Origin of the sequence: Bacillus sp. FJAT-27916 (genome assembly GCF_001183965.1) — a bacterium.
GTDB lineage: Bacteria > Bacillota > Bacilli > Bacillales > Pradoshiaceae > Pradoshia.
Genome location: NZ_LFZV01000001.1, coordinates 3,665,144 through 3,683,286 on the forward strand (window position 1 = coordinate 3,665,144; position 18,143 = coordinate 3,683,286).

17 protein-coding genes are annotated in these 18,143 nt (G+C 39.0%); 5 read left to right on the top strand and 12 right to left on the bottom strand.

Translation table 11 applies throughout. From position 1 onward, the window contains the following. Nucleotides 1-35: 35 nt before the first annotated feature. From AC622_RS17920 to AC622_RS17935, 4 genes are all read right to left on the bottom strand, one after another. A complete protein-coding gene (locus AC622_RS17920) occupies nt 36-896 on the bottom strand; it encodes a DegV family protein (protein WP_049672292.1) in 861 nt (286 codons plus the stop codon). Between the two features lie 271 nt (nt 897-1,167). Beyond that, on the bottom strand, nt 1,168-1,500 hold the full coding sequence (locus AC622_RS17925) for a thioredoxin family protein (protein WP_049672293.1): 333 nt from the start codon (nt 1,498-1,500) through the stop codon (nt 1,168-1,170). Between the two features lie 150 nt (nt 1,501-1,650). Beyond that, complete coding sequence (locus AC622_RS17930; protein WP_049672294.1) at nt 1,651-2,235, bottom strand: helix-turn-helix domain-containing protein; 585 nt, start codon at nt 2,233-2,235, stop codon at nt 1,651-1,653. Nucleotides 2,236-2,376: 141 nt separating this feature from the next. Next, complete coding sequence (locus tag AC622_RS17935) at nt 2,377-3,144, bottom strand: alpha/beta fold hydrolase (RefSeq protein WP_049672295.1); 768 nt, start codon at nt 3,142-3,144, stop codon at nt 2,377-2,379. Between the two features lie 292 nt (nt 3,145-3,436). Between AC622_RS17935 and AC622_RS20810 the strand changes: the two genes are divergently transcribed. Continuing rightward, complete coding sequence (locus tag AC622_RS20810; protein WP_231589554.1) at nt 3,437-3,592, top strand: helix-turn-helix transcriptional regulator; 156 nt, start codon at nt 3,437-3,439, stop codon at nt 3,590-3,592. A 609-nt stretch (nt 3,593-4,201) separates the two neighbouring features. Here the strand turns inward: AC622_RS20810 and AC622_RS17945 are convergent. Continuing rightward, the gene (locus AC622_RS17945; protein ID WP_049672297.1) at nt 4,202-4,765 is read right to left on the bottom strand and encodes a TetR/AcrR family transcriptional regulator; all 564 of its coding nucleotides are present in this window, start codon (nt 4,763-4,765) and stop codon (nt 4,202-4,204) included. Nucleotides 4,766-4,913: 148 nt separating this feature from the next. On the opposite strand from AC622_RS17945, the gene AC622_RS17950 reads away from it, so the two are divergent. Next, nucleotides 4,914-5,768, top strand: a complete 855-nt coding sequence (locus AC622_RS17950) for a DegV family protein (protein ID WP_049672298.1) — start codon at nt 4,914-4,916, stop codon at nt 5,766-5,768. 88 nt (nt 5,769-5,856) lie between these two features. Beyond that, nucleotides 5,857-8,235, top strand: a complete 2,379-nt coding sequence (locus AC622_RS17955; protein WP_049673065.1) for a penicillin acylase family protein — start codon at nt 5,857-5,859, stop codon at nt 8,233-8,235. Nucleotides 8,236-8,490: 255 nt separating this feature from the next. Here AC622_RS17955 and AC622_RS17960 read toward each other — a convergent pair whose 3' ends face one another. The 4 genes from AC622_RS17960 to AC622_RS17975 form a co-directional block, all read right to left on the bottom strand. Further along, nucleotides 8,491-9,450 (bottom strand): ABC transporter permease, encoded by a 960-nt coding sequence (locus AC622_RS17960; RefSeq protein ID WP_049672299.1) that lies wholly within the window; start codon nt 9,448-9,450, stop codon nt 8,491-8,493. After that, a complete protein-coding gene (locus AC622_RS17965) occupies nt 9,450-10,601 on the bottom strand; it encodes an ABC transporter permease (RefSeq protein WP_049672300.1) in 1,152 nt (383 codons plus the stop codon). Before AC622_RS17965 ends, AC622_RS17960 begins: the two co-directional genes overlap by 1 nt. Next, nucleotides 10,594-12,126 (bottom strand): ABC transporter ATP-binding protein, encoded by a 1,533-nt coding sequence (locus AC622_RS17970; RefSeq protein ID WP_049672301.1) that lies wholly within the window; start codon nt 12,124-12,126, stop codon nt 10,594-10,596. Before AC622_RS17970 ends, AC622_RS17965 begins: the two co-directional genes overlap by 8 nt. A 127-nt stretch (nt 12,127-12,253) precedes the next feature. Further along, the gene (locus AC622_RS17975) at nt 12,254-13,396 is read right to left on the bottom strand and encodes a BMP family lipoprotein (RefSeq protein ID WP_197089960.1); all 1,143 of its coding nucleotides are present in this window, start codon (nt 13,394-13,396) and stop codon (nt 12,254-12,256) included. A 384-nt stretch (nt 13,397-13,780) separates the two neighbouring features. Here AC622_RS17975 and istA point away from each other — a divergent pair, with 384 nt between their 5' ends. Then, a complete protein-coding gene (gene istA, locus AC622_RS17980; protein ID WP_049672302.1) occupies nt 13,781-15,313 on the top strand; it encodes an IS21 family transposase in 1,533 nt (510 codons plus the stop codon). Next, entirely contained in the window at nt 15,310-16,083 is a 774-nt protein-coding gene (istB, locus tag AC622_RS17985; protein ID WP_049672303.1) for an IS21-like element helper ATPase IstB, read from the top strand. Before istA ends, istB begins: the two co-directional genes overlap by 4 nt. A gap of 681 nt (nt 16,084-16,764) precedes the next feature. Here the strand turns inward: istB and AC622_RS17990 are convergent. The 3 genes from AC622_RS17990 to AC622_RS18000 all read right to left on the bottom strand — a co-directional run bounded on the left by AC622_RS17990 (nt 16,765) and on the right by AC622_RS18000 (nt 17,976). Next, nucleotides 16,765-16,983 carry a helix-turn-helix domain-containing protein gene (locus AC622_RS17990; RefSeq protein WP_049672304.1) on the bottom strand — a complete coding sequence of 73 codons (219 nt, stop codon included), beginning with the start codon at nt 16,981-16,983 and terminating at the stop codon, nt 16,765-16,767. Nucleotides 16,984-16,992: 9 nt separating this feature from the next. Further along, the gene (locus tag AC622_RS20815; protein ID WP_082197208.1) at nt 16,993-17,469 is read right to left on the bottom strand and encodes a DUF2975 domain-containing protein; all 477 of its coding nucleotides are present in this window, start codon (nt 17,467-17,469) and stop codon (nt 16,993-16,995) included. Nucleotides 17,470-17,742: 273 nt separating this feature from the next. Then, the gene (locus AC622_RS18000) at nt 17,743-17,976 is read right to left on the bottom strand and encodes a hypothetical protein (RefSeq protein WP_049672306.1); all 234 of its coding nucleotides are present in this window, start codon (nt 17,974-17,976) and stop codon (nt 17,743-17,745) included. Between the last annotated feature and the right edge of the window lie 167 nt (nt 17,977-18,143).

Here is an 18,143-nt window from a genome sequence, read left to right on the forward strand (position 1 = left end):
CAGCCCCTTAAAGAGCTGCCTTGTACGAATTTCATTTATTCACATATCCAGGAGGCTCCGATGGTCCCTACTCCCGTATGAACGCCTGCCACAGGCACTAAAATCATTCGGTCTGTCGGAATGGAACTGAATTCCTCCTGCTCTTTAATATAGTTTTCAAGCTTACGAGCATTAGCCTCATCACCAGCATGTATCACTGTGATTTTGCTAATCTTAGAGGTTTTCATATCTTCTCGCAGTAAATCTAAAATATAATTAATAGCCCTCTTTTCCGTTCTCACTTTATCTCTAATCTTTGCACCCTCATATTCGACAGATAAAATCGGCTTTATACTAAGCAGATTCGCTATCAGACGCTGACTACCGGATACTCGTCCGCTTTTGTGGAGCTGATTAAGATTAGCTGGAATGAGAAATAGACGTGTATTCGTTTTCATTTCCTCGATTTTCAGATAGATTTCATCAGGGCCATATCCCTGATTAAACATCTCAATGCCTTTCATTAGCAAATACGCATGGGGATAAGATCCAGTCCGAGTATCAATCGCATACAGCTTAAAACCAACCTGCTCTGCCGCCATCATCGATGTGGAAAACGTACCAGAAAGTTTACTAGAACAATGGAATGCTATTCCACAATCATACTCTTCCTTCAGCTTCTCATATAGTTCAACAAACTCCCCTAACGATGGCTGGGATGATTGAAAGCTGACAGACTCCGTCGCCATTCGTTCATAGAATTGCGCATCCGTAATATCAATCGTTTCTTTATAAGAAACCCCATCAATAACCACTTGCAACGGAATAATATTTAATTCATGTTTCTCAACATACTCCTTACTCAAGGTACACGTTGTGTCTGTAATCCAAGCGATTCTCGGCTGATTTTGATTCATTAGACTAATCCCCTTTAAAATTATTCGGCATTTGTGAAATGGTATGACCAGTTCTATAAATAGATACACATGTAGTATCAATTACTACATAATAAATGTATTACAACTATAAAACATAGTCAATAAATAGATAGAAAAAATCTATTATTTTTACCTACATATTAGTGTGATATCGACAAAATAGCAAAAATTTCGCATTTATATATACTGGCAAATACATAAACCCCGAAAAGCATTTGCTTTCCGGGGTTCATTTGAGGAACCAAGCCTCTTATTGATTCAAACCATATATTTTTTCTATCTGCTCTGCTAATTCCTCGAAATGTATAAATCTCGCTTTCCGCAATACCTCTTGCCCTTCAATAAAGTACAGAAGCACTGGTACTGTGAAAATGGAATAGGCAGCTGCTACCTCTGGCACAGCATTTGTATCAATATGCCCTAAACGAATATCTGGAAAATGATCAAGCAATTCTCTCACCCTTGGCAAAACAGCGTGACAGACACTGCACTCCTGCCTTGACACATATAAGAAACTCATCGGATTTTCTTGAACAAAATCCTCTATCATGTTCAGAGATGTTAATTCTTTCATTTCCTTCATGCTCTCAGCTCCTTATAATACCCTTACCGGTATTATAACGGTATCGATAGGTGAATTTGAAATTTAATGCTTTCATCAGACCTAAGGAATCAAGAGGGTGAAGGGAGCAGACTAGTATTTATCTCTTTGATAACGATTTTTCAGCTATCTTTAAATGAATTGATAAAACAATCCATGCTGAGTGCAGTACCAAAGTAATGTTCCATGTTTCCGTTTAGGCAGACGAGTTTGCAAAGTCCATTCTGGGTATTGCTTTATAATCTGCACCTGGTCGCCTGTTGCAAAAGCGATAAAGGAAATGTAATGGTCTTTTTTCATTGGGTGATCACTTGAAATAAACCATTCATCCTCCACCTGGGAAACCTTCAGCTTTTCCTCTTCTGTCGCTTTCTTCGGTACTAATGGATCCAGCTTTCTCCCGCAGCAGGATATCGAAGCATTTCCGGTTGATAGAACAATATTATGACAGGTTGGACAGACTTGATAATTCGATTTTTTCATATTTCCTCCTACAAAATCATTCGCAGCAAGATCTCCATCTAGGATATCTTCTATATTTACACCAAGGAGAGACGATAGCTCTGGCAATAAGGATATGTCCGGATAGCCTTGACCGCGTTCCCATTTCGAAATGGTGCGATCGGATAAGTGCATCCGATCTGCCAACTCCTTTTGCGTCATCCCTTTTTCTTTCCTTAGTTTCAAAATCAACTGGCCAATTTTTATGGCATCCATCGATTCACCTCCAGATATAATCATCATAATGAGCTTGCTATCTTCCCGCAACAAACTTTCCGTAGAGTCCAGTATGCAGGATCTTTTAAACATAAAAAAACGAATTCCAGATAATCAAGAATTCGTCTTCATTTTATACTGTTATACTGCCCGTAAAAATTGCAGCGATACTTCATTAAATTTCTCAGATTGATCGACATTACATACATGACCACTATCTTTGAGGATTACCAGCTGACTGGAGGATTGTTCTTTCACTAACTGCTTGACTGGCTCTAAAAAGACATAATCCTCATCTCCCATGACATATAGAGACGGAATGCTTGTATCCTTTTCATTAATCTTCACTAAATACTTTGCAATCCCTGCCGTTAAAGTTAACCATCGCAAAAATTCTCTGTGCTTGAGTTTCTTAGCCTCTTGAATGAAAAGATGCCTCGATGATTGATGTGTTTTCCGTGGCATTAAGACCCATGCAAACATTTTATATAACCATATAAACGGAACCATCCTCTTAAATGCATTCGCCAGACCGAGGAAAACGTGCAATCTCGGTGTAATTCGAATCACCGCTCCTGCAAGCAGCATCGAATGGAAACGCTCAGGATGAGTTTCGGCCAAATGGCGAATAAGCATGGTCCCTAATGATATTCCAACAAAATGAGCCTTTTCAATTCCTTGAGAATTTAGCACATCAAGAATATCTTTAGAAACTAAATCAAGTGTATATTTTGTCGGGCTATTCTTAATCATACAAGCACCGTGTCCTCTCAAATCCACCGCCAACACATTAAAATGCTTGCGATAAGCACGAATCTGCTTGTACCAAATACTTGAACTCCCGCCAGCTCCATGTACTAGAACTACCCACTCTTTATGTTGTCGACTGTATATTTTGTAATGTATCAAGTACATTTCATCCTTTGATGTTTTTTATCTTATTCTATTAATACGATTACTACTATGGATTGGTTTCATATATTACACATGTTTCCATCAATATAAAAATTTTCAATTAGTTCTTTCAAATTTACATACCTAACTCTTTCCGCCATTATTCTGTCTTCCGATATATAGCATTACATAATAAATTGAAAACGAATGAAAGAATGTAAATGACGGCATTTAACGGCAGTCCGATGACTGAAGCAATGTATTAGGTATTACTAGCATAAATTGTCCAAACCATGGATATCAACTCATGCATCCTATTACACAGGTTTCAAACGGCAGAGTAAATATGGGACCTAGGACACTTTATGGAGTACTATCAAGGATGCAAAAGGACAGTCTTATTACACTTGCTCAAGATGATGGCAGAAGGAAAGCATACCAGATTACCTTCAAAGGAGAATAAGTACTACGTATCGAGTATATATGAAGAGAGGAAAGAAGATTTTTTTGAAGAAGAACATCCTGAGCTGGATTGCTTGATTGTTCATAAGGATAAGGTTTTAAAAGATTTGCTTCTAAGGGAAAAGCTGTCATGCATGTTAAGTATTATGGGTATGCAGATATGAGTTCCATCATAGAGAACTCGGTCGAGAAATCCATTTAATCTCAGAATAATAAATAGACTAATCATTCAGCTAAGGTTATCTTTAATAACCCTCTTGACATCCCTAGCTACCCTTCATTATTGATTAGAGTTGCCGTCTGCAAAAAATCTTATTGTAGCCAAAAAACCTGATCGGTCAGCAGTTATCCCTTACTATTAGAAAACTTAGGGGATAAAAAAAAACCCCGAACCCTTAGTTCGAGGGAAGATATAGCATTCTCACGTTTTATTTAACATTCTCTAAACCAATTGAAATTAAGCTATTTCTCTTCTATTAATGCTACACGCTTAACGTGCGTGAATTGTATGTGGCAACGTATAAGATGTTGGGGGTATCCTCCCTACATATATTTCATACAATGTTTAAAAGTCTATGCAACTAACCGTCACTAAAGATAGTTGTTTTCATTACTTTCCATAAATAATTTTTGCAATCCCATAATGACTGATATCTTCAATCATATTTGCAATCTCAGAAGATGATTCCTTAAAATCATTCTGAATCCATTCATTTAGTATCCCTATTGTCCCTGCAGTAATAAACGTGGATAGATACCCCACCTGTGCTTGGGGCACATTTTTCCCATAACGATTCCACTTTTCTACACATTTCTGATGAGCAATATCCAAGACATCATTTAAAAAATCTTTCCCGTTCTTCAAGCTGAAGAGAACTCTACTCAGTTCCTTATTCCTCAAAATCACCTCGAGAATTTCACTCGTAAATCCAGAAATTGTATAGTCATCTTTTGAAATAGAGATGGCCTCCTTTAGTTCACAAACATACTGACTTTTTAGCTTCTCCATCAAATCATATACATCATCGTAATATCGATAAAATGTAGCCCGATTGATTTCACATTGTAAACATAGCTCGGTTACTGTTATCTTATTCATTGGTTTTTGTTCAAGCAATTCGATAAATTTATCTCTAATTACTTTTTTAGTATATTTTATCCGCCGATCTTCCATTTTTACCTCCCATTCATAAACAAGTTATGAAATAGTGTTTAATAACTTACATTTTGTCGTTAATTGTTGATTGATGTGATGGTTGCTTCATTATACAATGATAACATCTTTTATACAACACAGTGTTTAACAACTAATGGAGGTTTTCATGAAGAACATTTCAATTATCACGGATGGAAGTTGCGATATCCCTGTTGAGGTTATCGATAAATATGATATTAAACTAATCCCTCTTCATTTTCATTTTGAGGATAACATAGAGTATGGCTCAGAACGTATGATGGATAGCGAGGAGTTTTATAGAAGATTAGCGAATGGAGAGATTGCTAAAACAAGCGCCAGTTCTCCTTCATCTGCCATGGATTTACTGAAAGCTGAGCTGGATAAAGGAAATGATGTCATTTGTGTGGCCCTTTCCAGTTCATTAAGCTGTACTTTTAATAATATAAGATTGGCATGCCTTGAATTGCTAGATTCCTATCCGGATCAACGGATTACCGTGATAGATTCCTTAACCGCTTCTATGGCTATGGGAATGATGGTGATCAAGGCTTGTATGATGAGAGATGAGAAGTATTCCTACGACCAGATTGTTGATTATCTGAATGAAACTAAGCATTCCTACCACGTTGAATTTTATGTGAATGATTTGCATTATCTAGCAAGAGGCGGCAGACTTAACCCGGCTATCGCCAAAATAGGCGGTATCATCGGTATTAAGCCAATCCTGTCTGTTACAGACAATGGAACCATTGAATCTGTCTGCAAAGCCAGAAAAACCTCTGGTGCTATCAAGCAATTAAAAGATAGATTTCTGACCTCCTCAACAGAAAAGGAAATGATTTGTATTTTGCATTCCAATAATCTTGATAGAGCCTTAACCTTAAAAGCAGACCTCGAATTGGACCAGCATTTCTCACAAGTATTCTTCACGGAGATTGGCCCATCCATTGGCAGTCATACTGGCCCAGGATGCTTAGGACTTGCTTATCTAAAAAATTGATAGAAGGATATTTTCCCTCCTATTAAGAATTAATACATTGGATAGTAAAAAGATAGATTTTTATTAAGGGGGACTTACTTGCATGCAAATGGATATAGCCAGCCAACCAGCGCGAAAAAAGCGAAGGTGGCCAAAGATTATCGGTTTTTCTGTTCTTGGACTTGTGATTATCCTTTCAGTCATTTTTGTCGCTGCAAATATGTATGCAAAGCGCTCATTGCCGCAAATTTCCGGAGAAATAAAGCTTGAAGGATTAAAAGATAAAGTAACGGTTGTACGTGATGAAGAAGGTGTTCCGCATATAAAAGCGAAAAATGACCATGATTTATACATGGCACAAGGTTATATAACGGCACAGGACCGTCTCTTCCAAATGGATTTAAGCAGACGGCAGGCCTCAGGGCAATTAAGCGAAGTAATCGGTGAAAGCTCAGTAGAACAGGATAAATTTTTTCGTACATTTGGCTTAAGGCGTGCTGCCGAAGCTTCTTATAAAGGGTATTCAGATGAAATGAAGGGGTACCTACAGAGCTACGCAGATGGCGTGAATACATTCATGAAAGAAGCCATTTCTGACAATAAGCTGCCAGTTGAGTTCACCTTATTAGGATATGAGCCTTCTGAATGGACAGTCATTGATACGTTAACAATCGTAAAGTACATGGCTTACGATTTAGGCGGACATTGGGAAGGCCAAGTCTTTCGCAGCTATCTATTAAGCGAATTTACCGAAGAAGAGGCAATGGATTTATTCCCTGCGTATCCAAAGGAAGCACCGACTGTCATTGAAGAAGGGGCTATTGATTGGGAACAAAGCTTTGCCAGCGCCCATATTCCCGATGAATTCAACGGCAGCAATAACTGGGTCATCAGTGGAGAGAAAAGTGAAAGCGGATCAGCCCTTTTGGCAGATGACCCGCATCTAGGATTAATGACGCCATCAATCTGGTATCAATCAACTTTACAGTCAAATGAACAAAACATAAGCGGTGTCACATTTGCGGGAATTCCAGGCATTATCATCGGACATAATGAAAATATTGCATGGGGAATTACAAATGTAGGGCCAGATGTGCAGGATGTGTATATAGAAAAAATAAATCCTGATAATCCGGAACAATATTTATATAATGATGAATGGATAGACGCAGAGATTATTACTGAGACCATAAAAGTAAAAGGCCAAAAAGCCATTGACCTTGAAGTAATGGTCACTCGCCATGGTCCTGTTATTTCAGAATTTGCGCATGATAACGCAAGCGATACCGCCCTTTCTTTGAAATGGACCGCCTTAGAGGCGACACAGGATTTAGAAGCCATTCCTTTGATGAATAAGGCAAGTAACTGGGAAGAATTCGATGCAGCAATCGAACACTTCAAAGCACCTTCATCAAACTTTGTATTTGCGGCAAAAGACGGAACAATCGCCTACAAAGCATCAGGGAATATCCCGATTCGAAAAAAGGGCGAAAGCTTAGTGCCCGTTCCAGGCTGGAATGATGAGTATGAGTGGGAAGGTTATATTCCACATAATGAATTGCCGACACTCATCAACCCTGAAGAAGGTTTTATTGCAACCGCAAATAATAAGATTGTAGACGATTCCTATCCATACCATATCTCGAATGTATGGGCGCAGCCCTACCGCCAGCAACGAATTCTCGAGGTTTTGAACTCGAAAGAAACATTTACGGTTGAGGATATGAAGGCTTTGCAAATGGATATTAAAAACCTGCAAGCCGAAGAATTTGTTCCAATTTTCCTTGAACAATTATTAAATCAGAAATTAAGTGAAAAAGAAAAAGAGGCCGTAAACCTCCTAAAGAAGTGGGATTTTGAAGATGATCAAGCAGAAACAGCTCCATTGCTCTTCCAGACCATACTGCTAGAGATCTCGGATGTTTTGTTTGGGGAGAAAATTCCAGATGAAATGATGGACCTCTTTGAAGGCAAAAATCAAGTCATTGACGAGCTCATTCGACGTGCCAATGAAGGTGAGGAAGGACCTTGGATTGACAATAACGGCGGTTTGTCCAAGGTCATCCATCAGGCACTGAAACAAACAATCGACACATTATCCGAACGTTATGGAGACGATATGAGCAAATGGCAATGGGGAGATGAGCATAAGCTGCAATTTTCGCACCCTTTATCAAGAATGAGCCCTCTGCAGCATATTTTCAATAGTAGGGATGCCATCCCGGTTGGCGGAAGTGCCGTGACCGTTCAAGCGGCTAGACGAAATGATGAAACCGGTATAGTGAATCACGGCGCTTCTTGGCGGTATGTCATTGACACAAGTGATTTTAGCAAAGCCTATCATATAGTTGGTCCAGGACAATCCGGACATTTCAAAAGCGAATGGTATAATAACCAATTTGAAGATTGGGTGACAGGAGACTATCATGTAACTACTCTCAATGAACCAGTCAGTGAAGATCAGACATTAAGCTTGTCACCTAATTAAGGGATGCGGAGGAGCTGCAATCATCGATTGCAACTCCTTTCTTCCTCAAAATTAAGTAAACAATTCTTTTGCTAATCACCAGCGCCAAATGGATAGATACAGCGATATGCACAATTTATATCATATTGGCCAAATTATCCTACTGCGCAAGCTGCAATCCCCTTGGGATAGCGCTTGGTAGATAGCTTATTATATGACATAAAAAATATAAGGCAGCAGCCCCATACCATACTAGGGACTGCTGCCTTATTTCATTTACCTCTTCCCTTTATCATAAATCTCACCTAATGCTTTCGGAGCACGGTTGGATTTAGAGAAAAAGATTAATAACAATAACGTTACTACATAAGGTAGGATCATGAATAGATCAGTGTAGCTGCTTGGCAATGCCATGGACTGAGCAATAAAAGCACCACCGGATTTCGCAAATCCAAATAAAAGGCAAGCAGCTAGCGTCGGGACAATCTTCCAGTTTCCGAAAATCAATGCGGCAATAGCTAAGAATCCATACCCCATATAAATGCTAGAGGAAAAGTTAGCTGAAATGGAGTAGGCAAAACACATGCCGCCAAGACCTGATAATAGACCGGATATCAAAACGGCTGTAAACCTGATTTTCGTTACATCTACACCTGCAGCATCCACCGAATGAGGATTTTCCCCGCACGCTCGTAAGCGTATGCCGAATTTTGTTTTGTATAAAAGATACCAAGCAAAAATGGCAATCACGATGATCATCACTTCAAACGGATACACATTCGTAAAAATCGCACCTATTACTGGTATATCGGCTAAACCACTAATGGTAAACCGCTCCATGACACCTAACTGGAACTTATCCGAAGCCGTTCCAAAGACAAGCGAATTGATTTGTGTCGTCAAGAACGTAGTCAGCGCCAACGCCAAAATATTAATGACGACACCGCTGATTACTTGATTGGCCTTAAACTTAATACAAAGGACAGCATGAATAATAGCAAAAACCATCCCGCCGACCATGGCAAATAGTAATGCCACATAAAATAAATCTTGAATATCTGTACCAAACGCATTTGCGATCAAAATAGCTGATAGCGCTCCGATGAATGCCCCAAACCCTTGAAAGCCTTCAAGTGCTAAATTGGTAATACCGCTCTTTTCACTGTATATACCGCCTATCGCCATCATAAAAAGAGGCAAAGCAAAGGATAAGCCATCAATAATTACTGTATCCATTATGATTTACGCTCCTTTCGTTCCTCTACTTTTTCACTCATACAGCTGATTTTATATTTCAGGTATACACCACATGCACTAAACAATAGAATCAGTCCGACGATCACAGAAGAAATTTCTTGTCTAATTCCTGCCTGTGAACTCATATACGTGCTACCCTGATCAATGATTGATATTAGGGATGAAGAAAAAATAACACCAATTGGATGAGAATTTCCTAATAGAGCTACAGCAATGGAATCAAAGCCGATGTCTGATAATACTTTTGGCTGTATGGAAGCGTAATAACCTAAATAATACGTAACACCTGCAAGTCCAGCCAAACTACCTGAAATAACCATGGCTAAGACTGTATTTCTTCCCACATTGATTCCCGAATATTTGGCAGCATTACGGTTGGAACCTACCGCTTTCATATCAAAACCAACCACTGTTTTGTCCATGACATACTTGATTAAAATAGCGGTAATGATAGCCAAACCAAAGCCTAATGGGATATCCATTTTCAGGTCCCCTACTTCGACATTCACTAATGTTAATCTTGCAGCTTCAGAAATATATTGAGATTGCCTTGAGACCGGATCAATATAATACATTTGGATAAAAAAGCTAATGACATATTGAGCAATATAATTCAACATAATCGTCGATACGACTTCATTGATGTTGAATTTATATTTTAACCAGCCTACTAATCCACCCATTAGTCCACCGACGACGATACCAATCAGTAATACAAGCGGCTTTGCAATCATCGCATCCAAACCACTGTAGCCAACAATAATCGTCGCAAAAAAACCAGAGACGAGCATTTGGCCGGCAACCCCAATGTTAAATAGACCCGCTCTAAATGCTACTGCAACTGCCAAGCTCGCAAATAAAAGCGGCGTCATCGCATTCAACAAACTCATGAAATCAGTCAGCATGCTTTTATAGCCAGCATAAGATGGCTTCGGCATGATTCCTGCCCCTTGGAATAGGTTACAGAACGCCTGCAAAGGATTTTTGCCGATTAAAAGGATAACAATAGCCGCAGCAATAAAACTCATAATTATGGCGACTAATGGAATGGAGATTGATTGCCATTTCTCCTTACTCATTAGCCGAATAAGACGATTACGCAAGTTTTTATTCTTATTATCTTTACTCATGCTTTGCCCCCATCATATATTCACCGACTTCATTGGTCGTTAATGACTCCCTGCTAGCAATCTTTTGAAGCTGGCCATTATAGATAACTCCTATCGTATCCGCTACATTCATGATTTCATCCAGCTCCAACGAAATAAGGAGAATCGCTTTTCCACGGTCACGTTCCTTAATGATCATCTTATGGATATTTTCGATTGCACCAATATCTACACCCCTTGTTGGCTGAACAAAAATCCTGAGGGGCGATTGCAATTCAATTTCTCTGGCGATGATGGCTTTTTGCTGATTACCGCCGCTCATCGAACGAACTTGCGTTTTAACGCCTTGTCCGCTTCTAATATCATATTTATCGATCAGCCTGCTGCCAGATTGCTCAAATTCTTCTTTATTGAGGATTCCCTTACGAGAGTAGGGCTCCTTATAATACTGCTTTAAGGCTAAATTAGTAGCTAAATCAAAATCTAAAAACAGTCCAAAGCTATGCCTGTCCTCAGGTATATAAGAGATTCCAGCTTCTGTTCTGTTTCTGATCGTTTCATTCGTAATATCCTTGCCGCCAAGGAAAATGTTTCCGCCGCTGACCTTTGTTAACCCAGCAATCGCATCCGCTATTTCAACCTGTCCATTATCTGCAACTCCAGCAATAGCGAATATTTCACCGCCGCGAATCGTAAACGAAACATCTTTAACCACTTCGAACCCATCTTCATTTTTTACCGTTAGATGCTCTACCTTCAATACTTCCTCTTTAAACTCAGCAGGCGCCTTCTCAGCTTCAAAGCTTACCTCTCTGCCAACCATTAATTGAGCCATATGATTAACAGAAGTCGTCTTTACATCTAATACATCCACTAATTTCCCTTTATTCAATACAGCACATCGGTCTGCCACTTTCTTGATTTCTTCCAGCTTATGCGTAATCAAGATGATGGTTTTTCCGCCGTCTCGCAGACCTTTGATAATACCCAGCAAGAATTCAATTTCTTGTGGCGTTAAGACGGCAGTCGGTTCATCAAAAATAAGGATATCTGCTTCACGATAAAGCACCTTTAGAATTTCCACTCGCTGCTGCATGGAAACGTTCAAATCGGCTATTTTTTTCGTAGGATCCACTTCTAACCCAAAGCTTTTGGACAGCTCCTCAATTTTACGATTAGCATTTCGAATATCAACGTAAGGAAAGAGACCTGCAAATTTTCTTATCGGCTCAACTCCTAGAATAATATTCTCTGTAATCGTATAATCAGAGACTAACTTAAAATGCTGATGGACCATCCCTATATTAAGCTTCGCCGCATGGTTAGGCGAACTGATATCCACTTTGTCACCCCGGATGTAAATTTCCCCTTCATCCGGTTCATACATACCGCCCAGCATACTCATCAATGTTGATTTACCCGCACCATTCTCTCCAAGTAAGGCGAAAATTTCTCCTTTTTTTATACTAATGGACACATCATCATTCGCTACTATTCCAGGAAAGCGTTTGGTTATATGTTTCATCTCTACAATATAATCAGACATCTTTCTTCTCCTTTATCACAATAATTAAAAGGGAAAAAATTAGAAGTTTATCATCTTCCTGACCCGCTAAAATTCAGGAAGTGATAAACTTCTAATGGTTCATTCCATAATGTGTTTCTATTGAATGTTACAACCCTGGGAAGTTTTCTGGCGTATGGCCATTAAAGTTAGACGCAGGTACGATTGTGCCATCTTTCACTAACTCGTACGCTTCATTCATTTTATTAAGTGTATCCTCTGATAATTGGTGACGGCCTTCATCTTTAATAAATCCAGTAGAATCTGTATCTGCATGAAGAACTACATTTCCACTTTTAAAGCTTCCGTCAACAATGGCATTCAATTGCTTTTCAACGTTCATGCCCATAAATTTAGCAGCAGATGTTAATACGATGTTTTCAGAACCATTTACACCGTCATCATATTGGTCAACATCACAGCCAATTACTTTTACGTCTCCTTTTGCTTCCTTAACGGCCGTGAATACACCATTGCCTGTGCCGCCAGCTGCAACAAAGATTTGGTCTACACCTTTTTTGATCAATGCATTTCCGATCACTTTTCCAGTTGCTTCATCACCAAAAGATCCTGCATAGTTACCGCCGACATCAGTGCCTGTGACATCAGTCCCTGCATAACCGGATAATTCAACAACCTCAACATTTTTATCAAAAGTGTTATTAACAAACTCTACGCCTGATTCAAAGCCAAATTGATAATTTACATTGGATGGATACGCAATCCCATTGACAACCGCTACTTTATTGGATTTCGTTTCAAGTGCAGCAGCCATTCCTGCGAAAAATCCACCTTCTTGTTCAGCGAAACTCATGGAATAGATATTATCGAATGTCTTTTGATCCCCTACAGGTGTAGGCTCAGAATCAATTAAAATAAATGTTTTATCAGGATTTTCTAAAGCAACACTAGAGACCCCTGCAAATTGGAACCCTGGTGTTACAATAACATCATAGTCTGCCACGATATCAGCGACTGCTTGTACACCTGCAGCAGGATCGCCAGTTTCTTCTTTAATAGCCTTTACAGTCGCTGTTGGATGATTGTTGATAAAGTTCAAAATGCCATTATAGTTATTTTCATTGAAGTTACCATCATCAACACCAGTAAGGCTTGTTACAATCGCAATTTTCAATCCGTCTTCATTTGTACCGGACTGTCCTCCATTTTCACTATTTCCGCACGCTGCCATGGCAGCTGTCAATAAAGCCATGCATAACACCATTACTATTTTTTTCATACTCTGTTTCATCGAAATGATCCTCCTATGTTACTCCTATGAAAGTGTTATCTTTGTAATCTTTACGCCAATAATGTTATATTAAAATAATTTCATTTTTACTCACCAATAGTAACATCAGAAATTTCACCCGTCAATAAGAAATCCGTATGTTTCTTTGTTAATATAAATTAATATTCGTTAATAAGCTGAAAATCAACTAGAAAAATAGCTATATATGTATAAACTTAATAAAAAGACGAAATATTGTAAACGATAAACTAGACTCAACAGTTTTCCACAAATAAGGCCAAACAGAAAACGACAAATAAGATTAAACAGTTTACCTTACAAACCTTGCTTTCTATATACTTAAATTAGTTTATCGAAAGTGAGGGACTGGGAGTGGAAAAGTGGATGATTTATCAAGAGATTCACCGGCTACGCAATGAGGGATTCTCCAATAGCGCGATAGCCAGAAAATTAAAGATTTCTAGAAATAGAGTGATTGAATATGGAAAGATGACCCCAGAGGACTTTTATCGGTTTATCAGTTCATTACAAAACAGAAGCAAAAAGTTAGACCCGTATCACCAAGAGATTGTGGAATGGCTTAAGGAACATCCCGATCTGACAGGGGCTCAAGTATTTGATTGGCTCGAGGATAAGTTAGAAGTAACGGATGTTTCAGAGGGAACAGTTCGAAATTATGTGAATGAATTACGCGAAAGCTACCACATCCAAAAGGGAACAGCCAATAGAGAGTACAGCACAGTACCTGAAATCCCAATGGGTCAGCAAATACAAGTTGATTTTGGAGAAGTCAGGTTGCCTACCACGAATGGGAAATACAAGCGTCTCTATTTTGTGGGATTTGTGTTGGCCCACTCGAGATACAAATATGTGGAGTGGTTAGACAGGCCCTTTCGGGCAACCGATCTCATTCGGATGCATGAGAATGCCTTCCAGCATTTCGGAGGAATGTCTACTGAAATCGTCTATGATCAGGATCGTTTATTGGCCGTCAGTGAAAATGCGGGAGATCTTCAGATGACAGAGGAGTTCACTAAGTACCGACAAGCGAGAAAGTTCAGGGTCTATCTATGTAGAAAGTCTGATCCTGAATCAAAAGGGAAAATCGAACAGGTGGTCAAATACGTCAAGTATAATTTTGCGAAGAACCGTATCTTCGATAATCTGGTCGATTGGCAAGGTGCTTGCATGAGATGGTTAACTCGTACCGGGAACTATAAGGTCCATCACAACACAAAAAAGAGACCTTTTGAGGTGCACGCCCTGGAAAAGCAACACCTACAAAAAGTCTCCGGTACATACTTATTGAAAGATATCTTCGTAACCAGTATAACAAGAACCATTCATAAAGACAACGTAATCCGTTTCAATGGGAACCGATACAGTGTCCCTTTGGGTACATACCGACAAGGTTCTTCGAATGTCGCGTATATCGAAGAGGATGGGGAGCATCTATTGATTCGCCTGCAGGAAAATGGGCACCTGTTGGCCAAGCATAAAATCGCTTCAGGGCGGGGCATGGTCATTTCGGATCCGACCCACAGGGAGCGTAGTCACACCAAACGGGACCATTTGATTCAGCAAATTGAAGCCCTGTTGGAGGATAAAGAGGTCGCAAGATGGCTGATTGAAGTCTTGACAGAGCGATACCCTCGTCATTTGATTGATCAATTGAAAGTGGTCCAATCCGTCATTTTAAAGCATCCATCATCCATTGAAAAGGCCATTCATGAAATGAGACGTCTTCAGCTGACGAGTGCGAATGACCTTCGAGACATCGTCATTTCCTTGGAGATCCAAGAAGGAAAGAACCGAGGCCCTATCCATTTGATCAATGAGAAATACAAGGAGCTAATCGCTCCTGAACGGCGAGAAAATATCTATGTGAGTGTTCTACAAGGAGGCAAGACAAGATGAGTCAGCCATATGAGATCCTGCAGGAAAAGTGTCGTACCCTGAGACTGGCTGAGACGGCTAAACAACTTCCCTCCCTTCTTCGTGAAGCCGAATCTAAGGGATGGACATATCATGAGTTCATCCATGAGGTATTCAGTTATGAACTGCGATGCCGGGAGAGCAAGAATAGTCTAAGGTTAATGAAATGGGCGGAGTTCCCTGAGGAATTGACCTTTGAGACCTTTCGCTTGAATGAACAAACGGCCATTGGGGAGAAACAACTGAACATCTTAAAGCAGCTGTCTTGGGTGGATGATTGCTTCACCCTCATCATGATGGGCCCGACTGGTGTTGGGAAAACCCATTTATCAACGGCTCTTGGTATCCATGCGATTGAGCAAGGATACCAGGTGTCATTCATCTCCATGGATCGATTGATTTATGTATTAAAAACGAGAGACTACACGAGTAAATCAAGGACCAAATATAAGCGCATCACCCAATCTGACCTGATCATCATTGATGATGTCATGTACATGACCTATGAACCACAGGAAGCCCATCTATTCTTTCAGTTCATTTATGACATGTATGACAAGGCAGCCTTCATCCTCACATCCAATAAGGGACCGGCAGAATGGGGAAAGTTCTTGGGCGACCCAACTCTGACGACAGCCATCTTGGATCGGCTTCTTCACCGCAGCGAGATCATAACTTTTAATGAAGAGCAGAGCAGCATCAGGATGAAATACAGAAAAGCGTTATTTGATGTTCAAAGTGTTGAATCTTAATTGTCGAAAACTGTTGAGTCCTATTTTTTGAAAACTGTTTAATTCTACTTGACGGTTACAAATATCTAATAATCATTCCACTGACATCAGTGTAAACTCCCTTAATCAAATTGAACGATCATTTTACTTTACTATTTTTATTGCATGGAGACATTTAGAGAACCCCATACAATCAGAGCCGCCCACTCTGTAAACCTCTTTACGGATATATTTGATTACGAAAGATGAGTTAATTGAATTCAGAATGTTCATTGACTGAAGTTGAGGATGTAAAAGTAAAGAAACATAAATAAGGCAGCGCCCAGAATGAGGGCTGCTGCCTTATTTCAAAATCAATTTTGCTACACTTTCCACATGTGTGGACTGTATGTGGCAACATACGGGATGTTGGTGGGTTTATCAACTTCTTTAACTGTTATCGTAAGGATTGCTGCTTTTGCCTAATATTTATTCGAGATATGAAAATAGGTACCTTCAGAAAGAAAGTGCGTATACTTGCTCTTCAACAAACGCCCCTGTTAGTTTAAGTATAATTACTCACAATGATATACAATATAGCTTACTTGCGAAACAGAAATGTTGTACATATAATCAAACAATCCACAAAGAAAAAAGCTGTCTAAATGACAGCCTTGATTTCAGGTTAACCATCGTTAATTTTAGTAAATTAATTCACTCATTTTATAACTCTGTATCTTCTTTACTGTATTCTATAATATCACCAGGCTGACAATCTAAAGCCTTGCAAATTGCTTCTAAAGTTGAAAACCTGATAGCTTTTGCTTTTCCATTTTTTAATATAGAAAGATTAGCCATTGTGATGCCAACCTTTTCAGAAAGTTCTGTTACACTCATTTTTCTTTTAGCCAACATAACATCAATATTTATGATAATAGCCATTTGATCACCTTAGACCGTTAATTCATTTTCTATTTTTAATTCGATTGCACTTCTTAACAACTCTCGAAGAACTGCCGAAAAGACTGCAATGACAAGACTTGCAAAAATTATTACTAATCCAAGAATCGCTATTCCAGGATGTAACGCGTTTGAGACTGCCATTATTAAAAAACCAATTGCATACAAAGTTGTTATCGTAATAGCACAAATCATAATATGTCTTAACGAAATTAAAGCTGATTCCGAAAAGGCATTCTTATCTTTAATAATATTTAAAAGCTTATATGACTCATATATGGCAAAGAAAAACGGGATTACTGTAAAGTACAAACCAATTAATATCGGATATTTCAAAAATGCATACTCTGGATACATCTCAGCCGTATTTCCAGCAAGAGAAGGTAATGCAAAAGTACATAAGCCAAGTGTCACCATTGAAATAATTAATAATACTACCTTTAAAAACGTTAGTGTACTATTTCTCACAAAGCACCTCGTTATTTTTATTTACATCCATAATATACCATTATTTATCGTTTATCAATAAACAAATATTGATAAACGGAATGAAGTTATCCTAATAACAAATAAAAAAGACCATCATCTAAAGATGATAAGTCTACTTCAGTCCTCATATGAAGGCTAAAATCCTTCTTCCGCTAACCTGCCCTTTACTTCCATAAGAAGTTCAATATAAAAGAGCATTAATCATTCCTGAAACAACGGCTCCGTCAGTTTAAATACATTTGAAACTAATAGTTATCCAACGTAATTCTTAAAACACCAAACCACAAGATTCATACTCACTATTCCCCAAGCTGTGATACTCACTATCCACCAAATTACAGATTTTTCTTTAGCCTTTGAACTTTCCTCGTCTTCCATATTTGCTTTTATAAAAGCGACCTTACTTTCCATACCTTTTTTCATAGAAGAGAGAACAACAAATCCGATTATTATGAAACCAATAGCTATCCAGAATAACAAGTCCACCTTTTATAACACCCTTTCCTTTAAATCCTCTTTGTTTAACTATACGTAGCAATAGGTAAGCGTTTGAAGTTATCTCCGGCTTTTCCCCTGCTCCACACGGAACGTGCCAGTTTCCAAGCATTCCGCGTTCCATCTGGCGATGGTTTTGATTATAAGTTTCGTTTCAA

What these genes read in the sequence shown, in the direction of transcription:
- AC622_RS17930 (WP_049672294.1), bottom strand. Translation starts at nt 2,235, where the DNA reads ATGGATGCCATAAAAATTGGCCAGTTGATTTTGAAACTAAGGAAAGAA.
- istB (WP_049672303.1), top strand. Translation starts at nt 15,310, where the DNA reads ATGAGTCAGCCATATGAGATCCTGCAGGAAAAGTGTCGTACCCTGAGA.
- AC622_RS17925 (WP_049672293.1), bottom strand. Translation starts at nt 1,500, where the DNA reads ATGAAGGAAATGAAAGAATTAACATCTCTGAACATGATAGAGGATTTT.
- AC622_RS17975 (WP_197089960.1), bottom strand. Translation starts at nt 13,396, where the DNA reads ATGAAACAGAGTATGAAAAAAATAGTAATGGTGTTATGCATGGCTTTA.
- AC622_RS17920 (WP_049672292.1), bottom strand. Translation starts at nt 896, where the DNA reads ATGAATCAAAATCAGCCGAGAATCGCTTGGATTACAGACACAACGTGT.
- AC622_RS17950 (WP_049672298.1), top strand. Translation starts at nt 4,914, where the DNA reads ATGAAGAACATTTCAATTATCACGGATGGAAGTTGCGATATCCCTGTT.
- AC622_RS17970 (WP_049672301.1), bottom strand. Translation starts at nt 12,126, where the DNA reads ATGTCTGATTATATTGTAGAGATGAAACATATAACCAAACGCTTTCCT.
- AC622_RS17965 (WP_049672300.1), bottom strand. Translation starts at nt 10,601, where the DNA reads ATGAGTAAAGATAATAAGAATAAAAACTTGCGTAATCGTCTTATTCGG.
- istA (WP_049672302.1), top strand. Translation starts at nt 13,781, where the DNA reads ATGATTTATCAAGAGATTCACCGGCTACGCAATGAGGGATTCTCCAAT.
- AC622_RS17990 (WP_049672304.1), bottom strand. Translation starts at nt 16,983, where the DNA reads ATGGCTATTATCATAAATATTGATGTTATGTTGGCTAAAAGAAAAATG.
- AC622_RS20810 (WP_231589554.1), top strand. Translation starts at nt 3,437, where the DNA reads ATGCATCCTATTACACAGGTTTCAAACGGCAGAGTAAATATGGGACCT.
- AC622_RS17960 (WP_049672299.1), bottom strand. Translation starts at nt 9,450, where the DNA reads ATGGATACAGTAATTATTGATGGCTTATCCTTTGCTTTGCCTCTTTTT.
- AC622_RS17945 (WP_049672297.1), bottom strand. Translation starts at nt 4,765, where the DNA reads ATGGAAGATCGGCGGATAAAATATACTAAAAAAGTAATTAGAGATAAA.
- AC622_RS17955 (WP_049673065.1), top strand. Translation starts at nt 5,857, where the DNA reads ATGGATATAGCCAGCCAACCAGCGCGAAAAAAGCGAAGGTGGCCAAAG.